Origin of the sequence: Agarivorans sp. QJM3NY_30 (genome assembly GCF_050870855.2) — a bacterium.
In the GTDB taxonomy this organism is placed as follows: domain Bacteria; phylum Pseudomonadota; class Gammaproteobacteria; order Enterobacterales; family Celerinatantimonadaceae; genus Agarivorans.
Map to the genome: position 1 here is coordinate 4,834,607 of NZ_CP194038.2, position 17,428 is coordinate 4,852,034.

The following is a 17,428-nucleotide window of genomic DNA, read 5'->3' on the forward strand; positions in this document are numbered from 1 at the left end:
TTTTAAAGCAGCGACTAAATGGCCTCCAACCTTGCATAGGCTAATACTAACCACTTCGCCCCGGCTTCTTCAAACTGCACCTGAACCCGGCTCTGTTGCCCAGAACCTTCGTAATTTAGCACGATGCCAGCACCAAATTTAGGGTGGGAAACTCGCTGACCAAGGTTAAAGCCACTGTCATCAAACGCCGCTTGCTGTAACTGATGAGAAAAACGCCCTTGCGGCACGGGTCGACTCACGGCGGTATTTAAACGCACCTCATCAACACAATCACCCGGCAGCTCACGCAAGAATCGCGACGGTGGATGGAACACCTCTTTCCCCCATAGCCGACGACTTTCGGCATGACAAAGATAGAGTTTGACCATGGCCCGAGTCATCCCAACATAACAAAGCCGTCGTTCTTCTTCGAGACGCCCCGACTCTTCAGCCGATTGCTGGCTAGGAAACATGCCTTCTTCCATTCCCACTAAAAACACCATGGGAAACTCTAAGCCCTTAGCGCTATGCAGTGTCATTAGCTGCACCGCCGCTTCGTCGGCCTCGGCCTGATTATCACCAGCCTCTAGTGCTGCATGCGACAAAAATGCCACCAATGGAGAAAGATCTTGGTCAGTTTCCATCTGAGTAAATTGCTGAGTCGCGGTCACCAGTTCATCTAAGTTTTCGACCCGTGCTTGGGCCTTTTCGCCTTTCTCCGCTTGATACATCGCCAACAAACCGGAGCCTTTGATCACATAGTTGGTTTGCTCGCTCAACAACATTTCTTGGGTTTGCAGCTTGAGTTGCTCCAACAATTGAACAAATTGTTTCACTGCATTCGCCGCTCTGCCCGACAGCGCATTTTGTTGCAAACAATAATCCACCGCTTGCCATAAACTCAACTGCTGTTCCCGAGCAGCCTGACGCAATAACTCGATGGTACGCTGGCCAATGCCACGGGTCGGCGTATTTACGACCCGCTCAAAGGAGGCGTCATCATGAGGGTTACTGAGTAAACGTAAATAAGCCAGCGCATCCTTAATTTCCTGACGTTCGAAAAAGCGTAAACCACCATAAATCCGGTAAGCTAAGCGCTCCTGCATTAAGGCATCTTCAAGTACCCGAGACTGGGCATTATTACGATATAAAATCGCACAGTCAGATAAACTGACGCCATGTTCTTCGACGCGCTGCTGGATCCGAGCCACCACAAAACGAGCTTCATCAATATCGTTGAAGGCGGTATAGATGGAGATCAGTTCGCCTTCTTTATCTTCGGTCCACAGACTCTTGCCCATCCGTCCCTGATTGTTTTCAATCAGTTGATTCGAAGCTTTCAGAATATTGGCGCTACTACGATAGTTTTGTTCCAAACGTATGGTATTAACTTGCGGCACTTCCATTTCGAAACGCTGAATATTTTCAATCTTCGCTCCGCGCCAACCATAAATCGATTGATCATCATCCCCCACAATAGTGATGTGATTGGCATCGGTGACTAACAGCCGTAACCAAGCGTATTGTATGGTGTTGGTATCTTGGAATTCGTCCACCAAGATATGCCGGAAGCGCTGCTGATAGTGCTGTAAGATATGCGGTTGTTTCAACCATAACTCATGAGCACGCAACAAGAGCTCGGCAAAATCGACTAAACCCGAGCGATCACAGGCCTGCTGATAGGCCTTATAGATTTCAAGATATTGACGCTCAATGGGATTATGACTGTAATCCACATGCTCGGGGCGCTGCCCCTCATCTTTACGTCCGTTGATATACCATTGAATTTGCTTGGCTGGCCATTGTTTTTCATCTAAGTTCATCGCTTTAATCAAACGCCGCAATAAACGGTATTGATCATCAGAATCGATGATTTGAAAATCGTCAGGCAAATTTGCATCACGATAATGAGCACGTAACAAGCGGTGTGCCAAGGAATGAAAGGTTCCCAACCACATACCTTGGAAGCGACTGCCCACCAGACTCTCCACCCGCGAACGCATTTCAGCTGCCGCCTTATTGGTAAAAGTTACCGATAGAATAGACAAAGGAGATACATTCTCGACCTGCATCAGCCAGGCAATGCGATGCACCAATACACGAGTCTTACCGCTGCCAGCGCCTGCCAGAATTAGCATATTACTTGGGGCAGCAGCGACGGCTTCGCGCTGCTTATCATTGAGGCCGTCTAACAGCTCAGAAATATCCATGGTGCTCTCTATAGGGGGAAAAACACCTGTATATTATAACAGGTGTTGCAGTTGTGCCAGTTGGCTTATCTCGATATCCGGTAAAGTACTCAATCGGCTTGATGATTGACCCGCTTGATTGAGCCAAATCGAACGATAACCAGCCTGAACTGCGCCAGCAACATCGGTGACAGCATGATCACCCACATGGGCAATTTGGCTCGGCTTGAGTTGTAAAAGCTGACTCGCGCGCTGATACATATCCAATGCAGGTTTGGCTCGAAGGCCTGAGCCCGCTTTCAGAGTTACTTCAAATACCGCCGCTAAACCAATCCGCTCGATATCAACATTTCCATTGGTGATAGCCACTAAGCGGTAACGTTTAGCCAAACGCTGCAATAAAGCAAGATTGTCATGCGGTACCACAAAATCACTGCGCACCGCTAAAAACTGCTGAAAAATTTGTTCACTTAACAACTCGGCCTCTCTCCAACCGAGTCCGTGCTCCTGAAAAGCCAAGCATAACCAAGCTTTACGGCAAGCGCTGACATCTTCCATTAAGTGAGGCGCGTCCTTTAGCACCCTGCGCCTGTATTGCTGCCATTGGCCCGTCGTTAAATGAGCCGTGGCATGAACCTGCGCTTTGAGATAAGCCATCAACCATTGTTCAGCGCGTTGGATATGCGGCCCATTGAGATAAAGTGTATCGTCCAGATCGAAAGACAAGGCCTGAACAGGGGACCAACTACGGTAAAAAATCATCGCCTCTCTCTCACTTAAGATTTGCGTTTGGCGCGAGGGTGAGCGGCATCATAACTACTCGCTAAATGAGCAAAGTCCAAATGAGTATACACTTGGGTGGTGGACAAATTGGCATGACCCAGCAACTCTTGAACCACTCTTAAATCACCGCTGCTTTCTAATAAATGCGTCGCGAAGGAATGGCGTAACTTATGCGGATGGAGGGTACTGCTTAACTGCATTTGTTGCGCCCAATGCTGCAAACGCTTTTGTACTGTACGATGCCCAATCCGTTGTTGACGAACACTCACAAACAAAGCCGGCTCTTCTTCATCCATGACCAACAAGCGCCGTTGACGTAACCACTGTTTCAGTGCCTGCTCGGCCTTGCTACCAAAAGGCACTAAGCGCTGTTTATTGCCCTTGCCCGTCACGAATAGCTGGCGTTGCTTAAAATCAACGTCGCCAATGTTTAAATTAACTAACTCGGCCAAACGGATCCCGCTCGCATAGAGCAGTTCCATCATCGCCAAATCGCGACAACTGACCAAATCGTCGCCTTTCATCGATAATAGTTGAGTGAGCGAATCCACATCGAGGTTTTTCGGTAAGGGCTTCCCCTGTTTCGGCGCAGAGATACCAACCACCGGATTCAAATCGACTTTATGTTGCTGCAAGAGGTAGTGAAAGAAGCTACGCAAGGCCGATAGTTTATTGGCCATAGAACGTCCGGAAAGACCAGAGGACTTCAACTTCAGTAAAACAGCACGAATAATTTTACCATCCACAGTTTGCCACGAGGGACAACCCAAATTTTGTATCAATTTAAGCTGCTGCAGTAGACTACGCTGATAACTACTAATCGTCGCAGGGCTATAGCGGCGCTCCACCTCAAGATGGCGAAGAAAAGCGCTGATATCATCCTGCATATCGATACTTACTCCACTTGCTGCAACGGAACTAAGCGCTGCAACAAACTGGCAATCACCTGGCATAATTGAGTGAGTAACAAACTATCCATACCCGCGATATAGTGATCAGCATCGCGACTGGCAGCAATAAAGAACCCCAACTCAGCATTGTGACCCAATGGCATCAGCGCCACCGAGGCTATATCCTCGCTCTCATCAAACAATAACTGCAACTCTCCCTGGGTCAAACGACCAAAATAATGGGGATGTTGAGTCAGTCTAGTAACCCGGACTCGTTCAATCTGTTCCTGTTCAATGCCATATTCAGCGGGTAATTCATCCAAAGAGAAACGCTGTTGACTTAAACGTAGTGAAACACTTTCCACCCCAAGATCATCAACTAAAGCACGACTTAAGCGATGCTGTAACTCAGCAAAGGAATCGCAAGCCATCAAGTCGGGCAACAGATCGACATAAACATGAAAAATCCGTTCGTTGAGACTCGCCACCGCCATTAAATCGGTGATTTCCTGCTCTAAATCCAAGACTTTATCGCGTAAGCGTTGTACCTGTAATTCGACCAGAGACACCGCCCCTTTTTCTTTATGCGGTAAGCGTAATTGTTTGACTAAGCTGGGATGACGGACGAAAAAATCGGGATTGTCGAGCAGGAATTCCACCACTAAACTTTCGTCAATCAATAGCGGTTGTGAAAGATCGAACTCACTCATATATGCACCTGACCATCAAACACCATCACTGCGGGCCCGGTCATCTTGACTGGTTTACCCTCTCCCTGCCAATGAATACGTAAACGCCCCCCAGGAAGATCGACATTCACCGTGTCGGCTAATTTCCCCTGTAAACGTCCCACAACCATCGCCGCACAGGCACCTGTACCGCAGGCTAGCGTTTCGCCAACGCCACGTTCAAAGACTCGCAGTTTAATGTTGTTCTCATCGATAATTTGACTAAAACCGACATTCACTTTCTGCGGGAAGCGCTCATGACTCTCCATGCGCCGACCCAGCGTGTCTAAGGGCGCTTGTTCAATGTCATCCACTTCAATCACGCAATGCGGATTACCCATAGACACCACGCCAGCAAATACGGTTTGCTGTTGATCACGTAAAATATAGGTTTTCTCGGCCTTCTTGGCTTTAAATGGCACTTGACTAGGTTCCAATATCGGCTCACCCATATTGACCGTCACCTGCCCATCAGCTTCCACATGAAGAATGATCTTACCCGACTTCGTGCTCACCCCAATACTACGTTTATTCGTCAGGCCTTTGCTCACCACAAAACGAGCAAAACAACGCGCCCCATTGCCACATTGTTCAACTTCACTGCCATCGGCATTAAAAATGCGATAATGAAAATCCAAGTCAGGATCATAGGGAGGCTCAACCACTAAGAACTGGTCAAAACCAATCCCAAAGTTACGGTCGGCCAAGCGACTAATAACATCTTGATTAAAAAAAACGTTTTGAGTGACATTGTCGATCACCACAAAATCATTCCCCAAACCTTGCATTTTAGTGAAGTTGACTAACATTCGCTTATCCTTCAGGCAACAGTGATTCGCCAGCCCAAAGAGATACCAGAGCCTCACGCTCACGTATCAAATGGGATTGCTCACCATCAACCATCACCTCTGCTGCCCGACAACGCGAATTATAATTTGAACTCATGGTAAAGCCATAAGCTCCTGCAGAGCGCACCGCAATATAGTCACCCGCTTCAATGGCTAACTCTCTTTCTTTGCCAAGAAAATCACCGGTTTCACAAACGGGTCCAACCACATCATAACAAACGCTGCTTAGGCCCGGACGTTGCAGCACTGGCACTATCCGCTGCCAAGCACTATATAAAGATGGACGAATTAAGTCGTTCATTGCGGCATCAATAATCGCAAAATTTTTACTAGCCGACATTTTCAAGAATTCAACCTTCGACACCAAAATACCAGCATTGGCCATAATCGCACGACCCGGTTCAAATAGTAATTTTAGCTGACGTTCGCCAAGACGTTCAACCAAAGCACTGGCGTAAGCGGCTGGCTCTGGGGGCGTTTCATCATCATAATTGACACCTAAACCGCCACCAACATCGAGGTGCTCAATCACAATACCTTGCTCAGCCAAGCTGTCGATCAATGCCAACAACTTATCGATAGCTTCTACAAAAGGTGAGATTTCAGTTAACTGAGAACCAATATGGCAATCCACACCCACCACATTTAACGCTGGCAAGCTTGCCGCATAAGCATAGGCCTGAGGTGCTTGCTCAATGGCAATCCCAAATTTATTTTCTTTTAAACCGGTAGAAATATAAGGGTGAGTCCCAGCATCGATATCGGGATTAATCCGTAAAGAAATGGGTGCCACTTTACCCAAGCGCTGAGCAACCTTGCTGATCCGAGCTAACTCAGGCTCAGATTCAACATTAAAACAGTAAATACCATGTTCCAGCGCGTCCGTAATTTCTTGCTCGGTTTTTCCTACGCCAGAAAAGACTACCTTACTTGGGTCACCACCGGCTTCGATAACCCGAGCTAACTCGCCACCGGAAACGATATCAAAGCCAGACCCCATCCGAGCCATCAAGTTCAACACTGCTAAATTAGAATTAGCCTTTACTGCATAGCAAATCAAATGAGGCCTTTCACCAGCAGCCTTATCAAAGGCTTGCCAATGACGTTCAATCGTCGCCCGCGAATAAACATAAAGTGGCGTCCCATAATGTTCTGCTAAATCAGCTACCGAGCATTGTTCAGCTGTTAATTGCTCGTTTTGATAACTAAAAAAATCCAATGATCTGTCCTTATTGTGTTGCAGTGTTTAGTCTGCTGGTGTTGCTTGCTCGACGGTATTCGGCGTCGTCTCGTCTACCGTTTGCGGATGCGTTAACGGTCCTTTTTGACCGCAACCGCTAAGCCCGATGCTCAGCAAAATTACAGCAATTGCCAGTTTATTCATGATAAAGCCATGATTCTTTTTTGAATGCCCTCTATAATCCGCATTCGAAGCAAGAAAAGCAATAGGACAGACGATAGTGATGAATGATAGCCAGTATCACCAACGAGTCGATGAGGCCTTTGAGCGCATCGAGCAGACCATGGATAGCGATAACTTCGATATTGAGTGTGATATTAACGGTGGAGTACTCAACCTAGAGTTTGAAAATCGCAGTAAAATGGTGATTAACAAACAAGAACCTCTACATCAACTATGGTTAGCCACCAAATTTGGCGGTTACCATTTTGAATGGCGCGAAACAGAGCAACAGTGGATTTGTAATCGGAGTGGTGTGGAGTTTTGGTCGTTTTTAGTTGAGTCGATTGCCAAACAAAGTGGTGAGCAACTCAGCTTTTAAGGCTTAGCGGCCGCTGTCAAAAACGCGGCTAGCCATCCAAGCCAGAGAGTTAATTGCTCCGATAAGATGCAACTTGCCATTGTTCATTGACCATGACGATGTCATAGAACTGTGGCAAGTTAAAATTGACAACCTCATGGCGAGTCCCGTATTGCTCGCGCGAAGAAGTATAGAAACGATTAATCCCTTGGATCAACTCTTCCTTGCTGCCTTCAAAGTCTTGGTACATTTCTATTTGGTTATGCTCATCAACAATATAGATATTAAAACCAACATCCAGATTTTCGAAAAAGTATTGCACTAAACCTTCACTGGCGTGGGCTTCTACGACGTTCGGTACCTTCTTAGTATTACCGGCATTTAACTGCAGCGGAAGACGTTGGAGCTTGTTATTCGACAGCTGACGATAAAACTCAACCCCGTTTTCCAATTTTTTAACCGAGACTCCGCGATCTTCAATAAATAAACCGTACTTTTCGTTTCCTAACACAATCGTTTTAACAATCCGTTTATCCTGCGGTTGCAAACGGCTCTTAATACTTTCCACCAATAGCTGTTTAAAATTACTACCAATTTGCTCTCGTAGGTTGGCGCTGTAACAAAATACGTCGATGTGCTCGGGGATATTTGCATCACGATGCATTTTACCTAACACGGTAGTCAAGGCATCGACCACGGCACTATCACCAACAAAGTGTAGGGTTCGGATTTCGTTCCAAGTATTGCGATAAACCAAATCAACCGAGCCCACCAAACAATCTGAGTCTCGGCCAAAACTGAACACATCGGTGGCGGTCGCATCAAACTCAATTACCTTGCCGCCCCAATTCGCAGTGGGGTCTTTCTCCAGATTAATAAACACCCCTAAGTGACGGATTTCACAGGGACGAGTCAGTGCTAAATTACTAGCAGCTTCAACATTCACCGGAAAAGCTCGGCGTAAGTCATAAGCAAAACTGGTTAATGTATCCAGCGTTAAATCGCCTTCAAGCTGATGTAAACTCAATTCCGTTTGATCAGTTTTCAGTTGGTTAAAATAGCTCCACGCCACCAGTTTAGAAATATAACTGGCATGCTCTAGCGACGGCTGACCGACAATAGCGAGTCCCTGCAGCGGCTGTTTATACAAATACCAACCTTCCGCACAACTATGCCCCTTGGGCACGTGGATAAAACTAAGGTTAGCTTCAGAGAGGTCGGGAGAAATTTGCGGATTAATGAGAGTAACTTTGCCCGGTAAACTTTCAAAGGCAGCATACAGCTTACGTGACAGAATGCCGATATCTTCGGGGTTAATCGACTCACTAATGTCATTACGTCGCGCAAAACGAATCAAGTTACGATAACTCAGCATTAAAGCATCCAGCAACTCGCTGTGCGCCTGTCTTACATCTTGCACCTTCCAGGCACGACGTAAATTAAGATGTTCAATTTTTTGCTGAGACCAAGCCCATTGTTTGACCAGCTGGGCCATAAAACGCTGCTGCCAAGTCAACGAGCTCACATCCATAAGAGCGCTCGGTAAAGGATTACATTCACTGTTTTTTAGATAGAAACAGCGCCGTACTAAATCAAGACGGGCCTCATCTTCAATCGACTCTAAATAATTAGTCACCTTATTCAGCATCAAGTAATAAGCGTCATGTTCTAGAACAAATGCTTTGCAGTGTTGCATCAAGCATTTCGCTTCAACAGCCAACAAGCTTGGTCTTGGATAGTCTGCGGAATAAGCTTCCATCAATAAGGTTTTTAATACGGCTTTATAAGGAGAGTCGATACCCTTGTATAACTGCCACAAGCCTGAACCAAAATACTCTTCGGCAGGAATGGTATCTAAGCCACCCAAATCCAACCATTGTTGATGATTAAATACACCGCTCTCAAATTGCTGTTGTACGAAACTGTCGTAACTTTGCTCGATATCACATGGCACAGCAAACCAGACTAATTGCTTCCCCGCCAAGGGCAGAGCCGTGCGATAAAATTCGTCGAGTAATAACAAGTGCTGGGCGCTACCACAATTATCCTTGGATAACTCACTAATCGAACCAGTTTTAAACTGATTGTCCTTCACCATGAAAAAGTTAAGCTCAACCCCTTGATGCGCAGCCCAAGCCGATATTTGACTGCACTTCTCCGCCAATAAACGAACTCGCTCACTCGCCAACTGATGTGCATGGCACACCCAAATATCTAAATCACTGGATTCTGTTTGGCCCACCGTAGCGGTGCTACCCATGGAGTAAATACCCAAAATTTCATGTTGTTGGGGTTCTGCCGGTCGACAAAGGAAATGTTGCTGGAGATAAATAAAATGGCGAGCGCTCGACTCAAATTGACAGATACCACTCGGCACTTCACCTTCAATATAGCCCGGTATGCAAGGATCCGAGTAATGCAGCATTAACGGCAACAGTTCAAATATCTGCTGCGCGGCAGCAGGCATAGTCTGGAGTGCCAGCTGCTTACGATGCTGATTAGATCGGGTAACCTTCTCTAAGAGAGAGGCAATGGTGTCTTGCAAAGTAAAATTTACCTATCGATTAATGAATAATTATTAGATGAAATATAGGCACAATAAAGTGTGATCATCTTAACAGTTAGTATAATAGCGGTAAACATAAACGCACAATTTGTGTGCGTTTATCATGACATATATTACGCATTGCTAATTTTATGCTGAACCCTGCGGTTATTGGTAGATATTGATGCTAAAGGCGACTTGGGCAGATGCTTAAGTGGTGATACTATCGTCAGCTAAAATAATGAGGTAAGTGTTTGTGAAAATAGTCAGAATCGCGACTCGCAAGAGTCCTCTCGCGATGTGGCAAGCCCACTTTGTAAAAGCTGAGTTGGAACGCCATCACCCTACGCTGCAAGTAGAACTTGTACCCATGAGCACCCGAGGCGACAAGATCCTTGACACCCCTCTGGCTAAAATCGGTGGCAAAGGGCTGTTTATTAAAGAATTGGAAGTGGCTATGGTAGAAGGCCTTGCGGACATTGCGGTACATTCGATGAAAGATGTCCCCATGGAATTTCCTGAAGGCTTAGGTCTGCACTGTATTTGTCAACGAGAAGATCCTCGAGATGCCTTTGTTAGCAACCACTTTACCAATATCGATGCTTTACCTAAAGGCGCGATCGTCGGTACCTCCAGTCTACGCCGCCAATGTCAACTGAAGGCGCAACGTCCAGACCTCATCATTAAAGACTTACGTGGTAACGTGAATACTCGTTTAGCGAAATTAGATGCGGGTGAGTTTGACGCTATCATTCTTGCTAGCGCGGGACTATTACGACTCAAAATGGTAGAACGGATCCAGGCGTATATTGAACCAGAGCAAATACTCCCAGCTGGAGGGCAAGGGGCTGTAGGCATCGAATGTCGCAGTAATGATCGTGAATTGCTAGACTTGTTGGCTCCCCTCAATCATCCCGAAACGGCCCTCCGTGTCGAAGCAGAGCGAGCGATGAATCGACGCCTAGAAGGCGGTTGCCAAGTCCCTATTGGTTGCTACGCGGAGTTGGCAGATGGACAATTATATATCCGTGGTTTAGTTGGTGCTATTGACGGTTCTGAGATCATAGAAAAAGAACTTCGAGGCAAAGCTAGCGAAGCTGAGCAACTCGGTCTAGCCCTTGCCGAGCAATTACTCGATGCTGGTGCCGCTGCTATTTTAAGGGCCGTCTATCAACCATAAGGAACGATGGTGCCATTACTCATTACTCGGCCGCAGCCACATAATCAACGCTGTGTTGAAACCCTCAGCGAACATGGCTTTTCAGCCATCGCTGCACCGATGGTTGAAATTATTAGCAGCCCCGAGCTAGCGCGGCTAAAACAAGTACTGAGCTCTACAACGCCGAACGGGCTGATCGTGGCTGTCAGCCAATATGCGGTAGAAGCCTGTCAACAATGGTTAGAACAACAACAATTAAGCTGGCCAAGATCATTACAATACTTAGCCGTGGGCAAAGCCACTGCGGAATGCTGGCAACAATATGGGGTGAAGGCATCAGTGCCAAGTCGCCAAGACAGTGAAGGCATGCTACAACTCATCGAACAGCAATTTCCCGGATTAGATCAAGCGACCATTTTGCGCGGCCAGCAAGGACGAGATTGGCTCGCGCAACAGCTCCAAACCCGAGGTGTTAAAGTCACTTATTTGAGTTGTTATCAACGAAAATTAATCACTTATCCACAGCAACAACTTGAACAATGGCGCTTGCAGATCAACACTATTGTTGCTACTAGTGGTGAAATATTGAAACATCTGACTACCCTTATGAGTAAAGCAGAGCAACTTGAGTGGCTGCGAGAGTGCCATTTATTAGTCCCAAGTCAACGCTTGCTTAAATACGCTCAAAGTTTGGGTTTTATGCACATTGTACTGTGCGACGGCGCATCGGATAAAGCATGTATCGAAGCTTTAAAGCAAATACTGCCATCTGCAAGGAATGAAAATGACCAAAGATAAACAATCAGAGAACCAAAATCAGGTTCCATCCCCTAGCGATACAGTGAAACACGCCAAGCAAACGGCGGCGGAAAAAATGCCTAAAACAACCAGCCAAGCAACGCCGAACAATAAATCAACCAAGCTATTGGCCATCGCGGCGATCCTGATCAGCATCGGCCTAAGCGCGGGTGTTTATTGGCAAACTCAACAACAGTTACAACACGCAGATAGCCAAATACAACTCTTAAAAACTAGCCTCTCAGCCAAAGAGCAAAGTTTAGTCAGTGCCGTCGCAACCAACAGCAGTCAATTTGAAACATTGAAGCAACAATATGGCAGCCAGCAACAGTCTCTGGTGAGCCTAAAAACCCAGTTGGAACTCACTGAACAACATCGTAAAACCATTGAACATCAACTGGCCTTGCTCAACATTAAAGATGCCAATCATTGGCGACTCAACGAAGCGAATTATCTATTACAACTGGCGGCCTATAAACTATGGCTGGAACATGATCCCAGCACCGCCATCGCACTTCTTATCGAAGCTGATAGTAGTGTCAACCATGCCAACGATCCTCACCTGTTAGCTCTGCGCCGCGCGATAAACAATGATGTGCAAACGCTCAAAGCAATTCCATTGGTCGATAAAGAGGGCATTGCTTTTACCTTAGAAAGTCTACTGCAACAAACCGAGACCTTACAGTTGGCTGAAATCGAGTTACCCGCTGCGCTGCAAGAACAAAATAATCAGCTCAGCAGTGATAGTACTGACTGGCGTGACAATCTAGCTAAAAGTTGGCGTAAATTCAGCGAAAATTTCATCACTGTGCGTCGTCGCGATGGTCAAGTCGAAGCGCTCATCGAACCCAAACACGCATGGTACCTGAAAGAAAATCTTAAGTTACAATTACAGCAGGCCGAACAGGCCTTATTCCGAGGACAAGGAGAGTTGTTTAAGGCCAAGTTACAACGCACTGCACAATGGGTCGGCAACTACTTCATGCAAAACCAACAAGCCCAGGCCATGTTGGTTGATTTGAAGCGCTTACAAGGGCTGGAGATTGTGGATCAGTTACCGGAAAAATTATCCAGTTTAGATGCCGCTGAACAAGCCATTAAAGATCGCCAACAACGGCTACAGCCTTCTCTAGCAGAAGGAGCTGAATAATGTTTAAAGTTCTGATTTTATTGGCCTGCTTAGCGTTAGGTTTAGCTCTGGGGCCACAACTTGCGGGCAACAAAGGCTATGTACTAATCGCTTTTGATAGTTACACCGTTGAGATGTCGGTGACCAGTGCACTATTTGTCAGCTTTATCTGTTTCTGTATTTTATTATTCACAATTTGGCTACTTCGCTGGCTATGGCTAAGCTTTTCTCGCAGTACTAACTGGTGGGGCGATCGACGCAAACAAAAAGCGATTAGTCATACTCAGCAAGGCATGTTAGCAATGATGCGCGGCGACTATCAGCACGCCGAAAAATTGGTCAGTAAAGCGGCCACTTATAGCAGCGCTCCAGCGTTGAATTATCTAACAGCCGCAGAAGCGGCACAAGAACAAGGACAAGATAAGAAACGCGATCAGTACTTGGAGCAAGCCACCCGCATGACCAACAATGATAGCGCGGTCCTGATCACCCAAGCCCGTTTACAAATTAAACAACAGAACTTTAGCGCGGCGCTGAATAGCATTGAACAGCTCCCTGCCGAAAGTCGTAAACAGGCTCCAGTAAGACGCATGCTATTGCAGATTTTACCCGAATTAGGTCAGTGGCAAGCTTATGTTGAATTGCTTCCTATCGCATATAAGGCCCAGTTGCTTGAAGACTCGCATTACCAAGTTGAATTATCACGTAGTTATCAGGCTCTATTTCTAGAGCTCGCCAATACCCAAGGCGCCGATAAAGTGGCCGCATATTGGAATGCAATGCCACGTAAACAAAAAAAATCGATGACGATTGCTGCTGCTGCCTGCCAAGCTTTAGTCTTATCCGGCGATAGCGCTGCGGCTTACCAATTACTCGGTGACTTACTCAACAAACATCACGATCCCGAGCTACTCGCAGTCGCAGCAAAATTACAGCTCAGCGACCCTTATCCGCTATTACAGCAACTGAAAGGCTTATTACGTAAATCGCCAAATAACGCAGCCTTATTAAACTTGATCGCACAATTACATCTGCAGCAACAACAATGGCCTGAAGCGAAAGATTACTTTGAGCAAAGTATTAATATTGTCGCCAGTCGCGAATCTTACCAAGGCCTCGCCGAAACCTATCGACAACTGGAAGAGCCGCAACAAGCGATGGATTACTATCGTCAAGCCTTGACGATGTAGTTTCGTCAACCTAAAAAGGCGAGCATGTGCTCGCCGCTTATGCCCAACAAACCACTAAATAAATTCGTAGGCATCGCCATGCAATTGTGCCAAGGGTAAGCCTTGTTCAACAAAGGCGCTCCGGGCTACATCGGCCATTTCAAAACGGCCAGCAATATACACTTCTAAATTGCTCATATCCGAAAAGTCTTCTAAAACAGCTTGGTGCACCAGGCCTTTTTTTCCGGTCCATTGTGGCACAGCATGCTCTAATACCGGCACAAAGGTCACCTGATCTAATTCTGCCCACTGATAAGCCAACTCATGTAAGTACAGCCCCCCTAAATTGCGGCCACCCCAATATAAGTAAATTTGCCGCTCTTGCTCACTGTCGATCAGATGCTCAATAATAGACTTCGCATAGGAGAAGCCCGTTCCGCCAACCATGATCAAGACCGGACGTTGGCAATTATCATCGAAACCAGCATGCCCAAAGGGCATTTCAATTTCTATTTCACCACTGCTTTTGAGCTTATCGATGACTTGTCGGGCGTAAGGGTTTCCTTCAGGCGCACCGATGTGTAGCTCATACACTTCACTCTGCTCTGGCGAACTGGCTAATGAAAAGGGTCGCTTATCATCTTCCGCCATCACAATTTGTAAGTACTGACCAGCGATAAAACTTTGCGATTCTTCTGGATGTAATTCGACATTAAAAATGTCATCTAAAATCGGTGCCACCGATGCAACCTTACAGCTAATGCGCTTCATATTTTCCCCTTTTAATCTTCTCGATCTCATGTATCGCCTACTTCACCAACGATACAACCGGTTAGCCTAACAGATATAAATCCCCTTCCCTGGGTACTAAACGGAAACGTTTAGTACGACAACCGAAGCTAAGCAAGTCAATGACGGGTTGGCTGCAAAATTTAAGCAGGCAGGAAATTAATTTGCAATGACTCAGTATAACCCTTTACGCCATCAATGTAGTGTCCGTATATTTAACAATTAGTCTATGCCTAATTGTTGCCAAATACTATCCACGCGCTGTTTCACTTCTGGCGTCATTTCAATTACTTCCCCCCACTCTCGAGTTGTTTCACCGGGCCATTTATTGGTCGCATCGAGACCCATTTTTGATCCTAAACCGGAGATGGGCGAAGCAAAATCTAAATAATCAATAGGCGTGTGATCGATCAAAGTGGTATCGCGACTCGGGTCCATGCGCGTGGTGATCGCCCAAATCACATCCTGCCAGCAGCGTGCGTTCACATCATCATCACAAACAATTACAAACTTGGTGTACATGAATTGACGCAAATAAGACCATACCCCTAACATCACTCGTTTGGCATGCCCCGGATACTGTTTCTTAATGGTAATCACTGCCATACGGTAGGAGCAACCTTCTGGCGGAAGGTAGAAATCAACAATCTCTGGAAATTGCTTTTGTAAAATCGGCACAAACACTTCGTTCAAGGCGAGCCCAAGTACAGCGGGCTCATCTGGCGGGCGTCCAGTGTAGGTACTATGATAGATCGGCTCCTGACGCATGGTGATGTGGGTGATGGTGAACACCGGAAACTCATCCACTTCATTGTAATAACCAGTATGGTCACCATAGGGCCCTTCTAGTGCATTGTCCCCCGGCATCAGGTAGCCTTCTAAAACAATCTCTGCACTCGCGGGCACCTCTAAGTCATTACTAATACATTGCACTGTTTCGGTTCGACTACCACGTAATAAACCCGCAAAAGCATATTCTGAAAGCGTATCCGGTACCGGTGTCACAGCACCTAAAATCGTCGCCGGATCGGCTCCCAAAGCAACCGCCACCGGATAGGGCTTGCCCGGATTCAGTTCTTGAAACTCACGAAAATCGATAGCGCCTCCGCGATGAGAAAGCCAACGCATAATCAACTTATTTTTGGCTAACTTTTGCTGACGATAGATACCCAGATTTTGTCGTTTTTTATAGGGACCGCGGGTAATGGTTAAACCCCAGGTAACCAAAGGTGCCACATCGCCCGGCCAACAATGTTGGATCGGCAATTTATCTAAATCAACCTCATCGCCACTCCAGACCACTTCCTGACAAGGTGCGCTGCGTAGCTTCTTGGTGGGCATGTTGAGTACTTGCTTAAAAATCGGCAACTTTTCCCAAAGTTCTTTCAGCCCTTTAGGTGGCTCAGGTTCTTTCAAATAAGACAGCCAGGTTCCCACTTCACGCAAGGCTGATACCGACTCTTGCCCCATGCCTAAAGCAACCCGCTCCGGAGTACCAAATAGATTGCCTAATACCGGCATACTATGGCCCTTCACATTTTCAAATAACAACGCTGGACCGCCGGCTTTTAAGGTACGGTCACAAATTTCGGTCATTTCGAATTCAGTCGACACTTCAACGGTAATCCGTTTCAGCTCGCCGCGCTGCTCGAGCAAACCAATAAAATCTCGTAAATCTTTATATTTCATTCAATTAACCTAGTGATGCAAGCCAAAACTGGCCCACTACTGTGATTGCATTTCAATCATAACCATTGCCGCGAGTTCTTGATATTCAGGATCCCGATACTGAGTCAAAATGAACTGCGCAGCTGGAGGGTAATTCTGACCTAAGCGAGCTATCGCACTATAAGAGAAATACAATAATTCAGGATTCTCGGCAGCACCTTTCAACAGCTCAAAAGCCTGTTCCGCTGGCCATTGGGTGCGTAACTTTTCTAATAAAGACACACTGTATTGATCCATCGGTAAACCTAGCACCTCGCGAATCGCTTGACTAGAACCGGAACCAACGGCCAAAGCAACCACCACGTGATTATCCGGAAAATACAACTGGCTGGGCATCGTTTTGCGAACATGCAGTAATTGTGGAGCATCCAACTGGGATAAGGCACGGATCAAATCTAATTGCTGTTCCAGCAACAATGGATTGTTCTTACGGAATACCAAAGACCATTGAAATTGATCGTGTAATAACTCACTTAAGTAGAATTGTGAACGCTCAGCGGAGAGCTGATTCAAAATAAGACTACGCGCTAGCGCTGGGTAATCATAAGTCGGCCGAATCACCTCGTAACCATCAATCACCGCCGATTCTCGAGTCAACGGGCGCTCCGCAGCAAGCTTTAATAACCAATTTTTTAAGGTTTGATTGGGTACATGGTGGTTTTGATGTAAATAACGCAAGCTTTCATACAATAAAGCTTCACGATGTTCAGGAAGTAATTGAGGTAATAAATCAATCACCCAAGCGGGCTGATTTTGCATCAAAGCATCAACGCTTCGAAGTAAAATAGTTAACGGTACTTGAGGGTCAATAGCTGAAGAAGGAGGATTCGGACCTTGCTGTTCGGCATGGGCAAGTAGCGGGTAACTAAGGATTAAAACAAACAGTAAGCGTTTTATCATCGGAAATGAAACTGGCCGCGGTTGCGGCCAGTTT

General features: G+C 46.3%; 16 protein-coding genes. 5 read left to right on the forward strand and 11 right to left on the reverse strand.

Annotated elements, in window-relative coordinates; translation table 11 throughout:
- Positions 1–14 precede the first annotated feature (14 nt).
- Genes uvrD through lptM form a run of 7 tightly spaced genes read right to left on the reverse strand, consistent with a single transcriptional unit; the run spans position 15 to position 6,801 of the window.
- Entirely contained in the window at positions 15–2,189 is a 2,175-nt protein-coding gene (gene uvrD, locus ACRRSX_RS21990) for a DNA helicase II (protein WP_432455461.1), read from the reverse strand.
- A 33-nt stretch (positions 2,190–2,222) separates the two neighbouring features.
- Complete coding sequence (locus ACRRSX_RS21995; RefSeq protein WP_432455460.1) at positions 2,223–2,930, reverse strand: HAD-IA family hydrolase; 708 nt, start codon at positions 2,928–2,930, stop codon at positions 2,223–2,225.
- Between the two features lie 14 nt (positions 2,931–2,944).
- Positions 2,945–3,838 carry a tyrosine recombinase XerC gene (gene xerC, locus ACRRSX_RS22000; RefSeq protein WP_432455459.1) on the reverse strand — a complete coding sequence of 298 codons (894 nt, stop codon included), beginning with the start codon at positions 3,836–3,838 and terminating at the stop codon, positions 2,945–2,947.
- 8 nt (positions 3,839–3,846) lie between these two features.
- On the reverse strand, positions 3,847–4,551 hold the full coding sequence (locus ACRRSX_RS22005) for a DUF484 family protein (RefSeq protein WP_432455458.1): 705 nt from the start codon (positions 4,549–4,551) through the stop codon (positions 3,847–3,849).
- The gene (dapF, locus tag ACRRSX_RS22010) at positions 4,548–5,378 is read right to left on the reverse strand and encodes a diaminopimelate epimerase (protein ID WP_432455457.1); all 831 of its coding nucleotides are present in this window, start codon (positions 5,376–5,378) and stop codon (positions 4,548–4,550) included. Before dapF ends, ACRRSX_RS22005 begins: the two co-directional genes overlap by 4 nt.
- Positions 5,379–5,382: 4 nt before the next feature.
- On the reverse strand, positions 5,383–6,636 hold the full coding sequence (gene lysA, locus ACRRSX_RS22015; protein ID WP_432455456.1) for a diaminopimelate decarboxylase: 1,254 nt from the start codon (positions 6,634–6,636) through the stop codon (positions 5,383–5,385).
- 27 nt (positions 6,637–6,663) lie between these two features.
- Positions 6,664–6,801, reverse strand: coding sequence for an LPS translocon maturation chaperone LptM (gene lptM / locus ACRRSX_RS22020; protein WP_432455455.1), 138 nt, complete (start codon positions 6,799–6,801; stop codon positions 6,664–6,666).
- A 79-nt stretch (positions 6,802–6,880) separates the two neighbouring features.
- Between lptM and cyaY the strand changes: the two genes are divergently transcribed.
- Positions 6,881–7,198, forward strand: a complete 318-nt coding sequence (gene cyaY, locus ACRRSX_RS22025) for an iron donor protein CyaY (protein WP_432456128.1) — start codon at positions 6,881–6,883, stop codon at positions 7,196–7,198.
- A 49-nt stretch (positions 7,199–7,247) separates the two neighbouring features.
- Here the strand turns inward: cyaY and ACRRSX_RS22030 are convergent, their stop codons facing one another.
- Entirely contained in the window at positions 7,248–9,722 is a 2,475-nt protein-coding gene (locus tag ACRRSX_RS22030) for a class I adenylate cyclase (protein ID WP_432455454.1), read from the reverse strand.
- A gap of 298 nt (positions 9,723–10,020) precedes the next feature.
- Between ACRRSX_RS22030 and hemC the strand changes: the two genes are divergently transcribed.
- Genes hemC through ACRRSX_RS22050 form a run of 4 tightly spaced genes read left to right on the forward strand, consistent with a single transcriptional unit; the run spans position 10,021 to position 13,998 of the window.
- Positions 10,021–10,902, forward strand: coding sequence for a hydroxymethylbilane synthase (gene hemC, locus ACRRSX_RS22035; protein ID WP_432456127.1), 882 nt, complete (start codon positions 10,021–10,023; stop codon positions 10,900–10,902).
- Positions 10,903–10,908: 6 nt separating this feature from the next.
- Entirely contained in the window at positions 10,909–11,679 is a 771-nt protein-coding gene (locus ACRRSX_RS22040; RefSeq protein ID WP_432455453.1) for a uroporphyrinogen-III synthase, read from the forward strand.
- Positions 11,666–12,829: a uroporphyrinogen-III C-methyltransferase gene (locus ACRRSX_RS22045; RefSeq protein WP_432455452.1), complete on the forward strand. Its 1,164-nt coding sequence runs from the start codon at positions 11,666–11,668 to the stop codon at positions 12,827–12,829. The genes ACRRSX_RS22040 and ACRRSX_RS22045 overlap by 14 nt, the downstream gene beginning before the upstream one ends.
- Positions 12,829–13,998: a heme biosynthesis HemY N-terminal domain-containing protein gene (locus ACRRSX_RS22050; RefSeq protein ID WP_432455451.1), complete on the forward strand. Its 1,170-nt coding sequence runs from the start codon at positions 12,829–12,831 to the stop codon at positions 13,996–13,998. Before ACRRSX_RS22045 ends, ACRRSX_RS22050 begins: the two co-directional genes overlap by 1 nt.
- A gap of 54 nt (positions 13,999–14,052) precedes the next feature.
- Here the strand turns inward: ACRRSX_RS22050 and fre are convergent, their stop codons facing one another.
- The 3 genes from fre to ACRRSX_RS22065 form a co-directional block, all read right to left on the reverse strand.
- Entirely contained in the window at positions 14,053–14,748 is a 696-nt protein-coding gene (gene fre / locus ACRRSX_RS22055) for an NAD(P)H-flavin reductase (protein WP_432455450.1), read from the reverse strand.
- A gap of 240 nt (positions 14,749–14,988) precedes the next feature.
- Positions 14,989–16,455: a 4-hydroxy-3-polyprenylbenzoate decarboxylase gene (gene ubiD, locus ACRRSX_RS22060; RefSeq protein ID WP_432455449.1), complete on the reverse strand. Its 1,467-nt coding sequence runs from the start codon at positions 16,453–16,455 to the stop codon at positions 14,989–14,991.
- A 36-nt stretch (positions 16,456–16,491) separates the two neighbouring features.
- Positions 16,492–17,394, reverse strand: coding sequence for a hypothetical protein (locus ACRRSX_RS22065; protein ID WP_432455448.1), 903 nt, complete (start codon positions 17,392–17,394; stop codon positions 16,492–16,494).
- Positions 17,395–17,428: the final 34 nt, after the last annotated feature.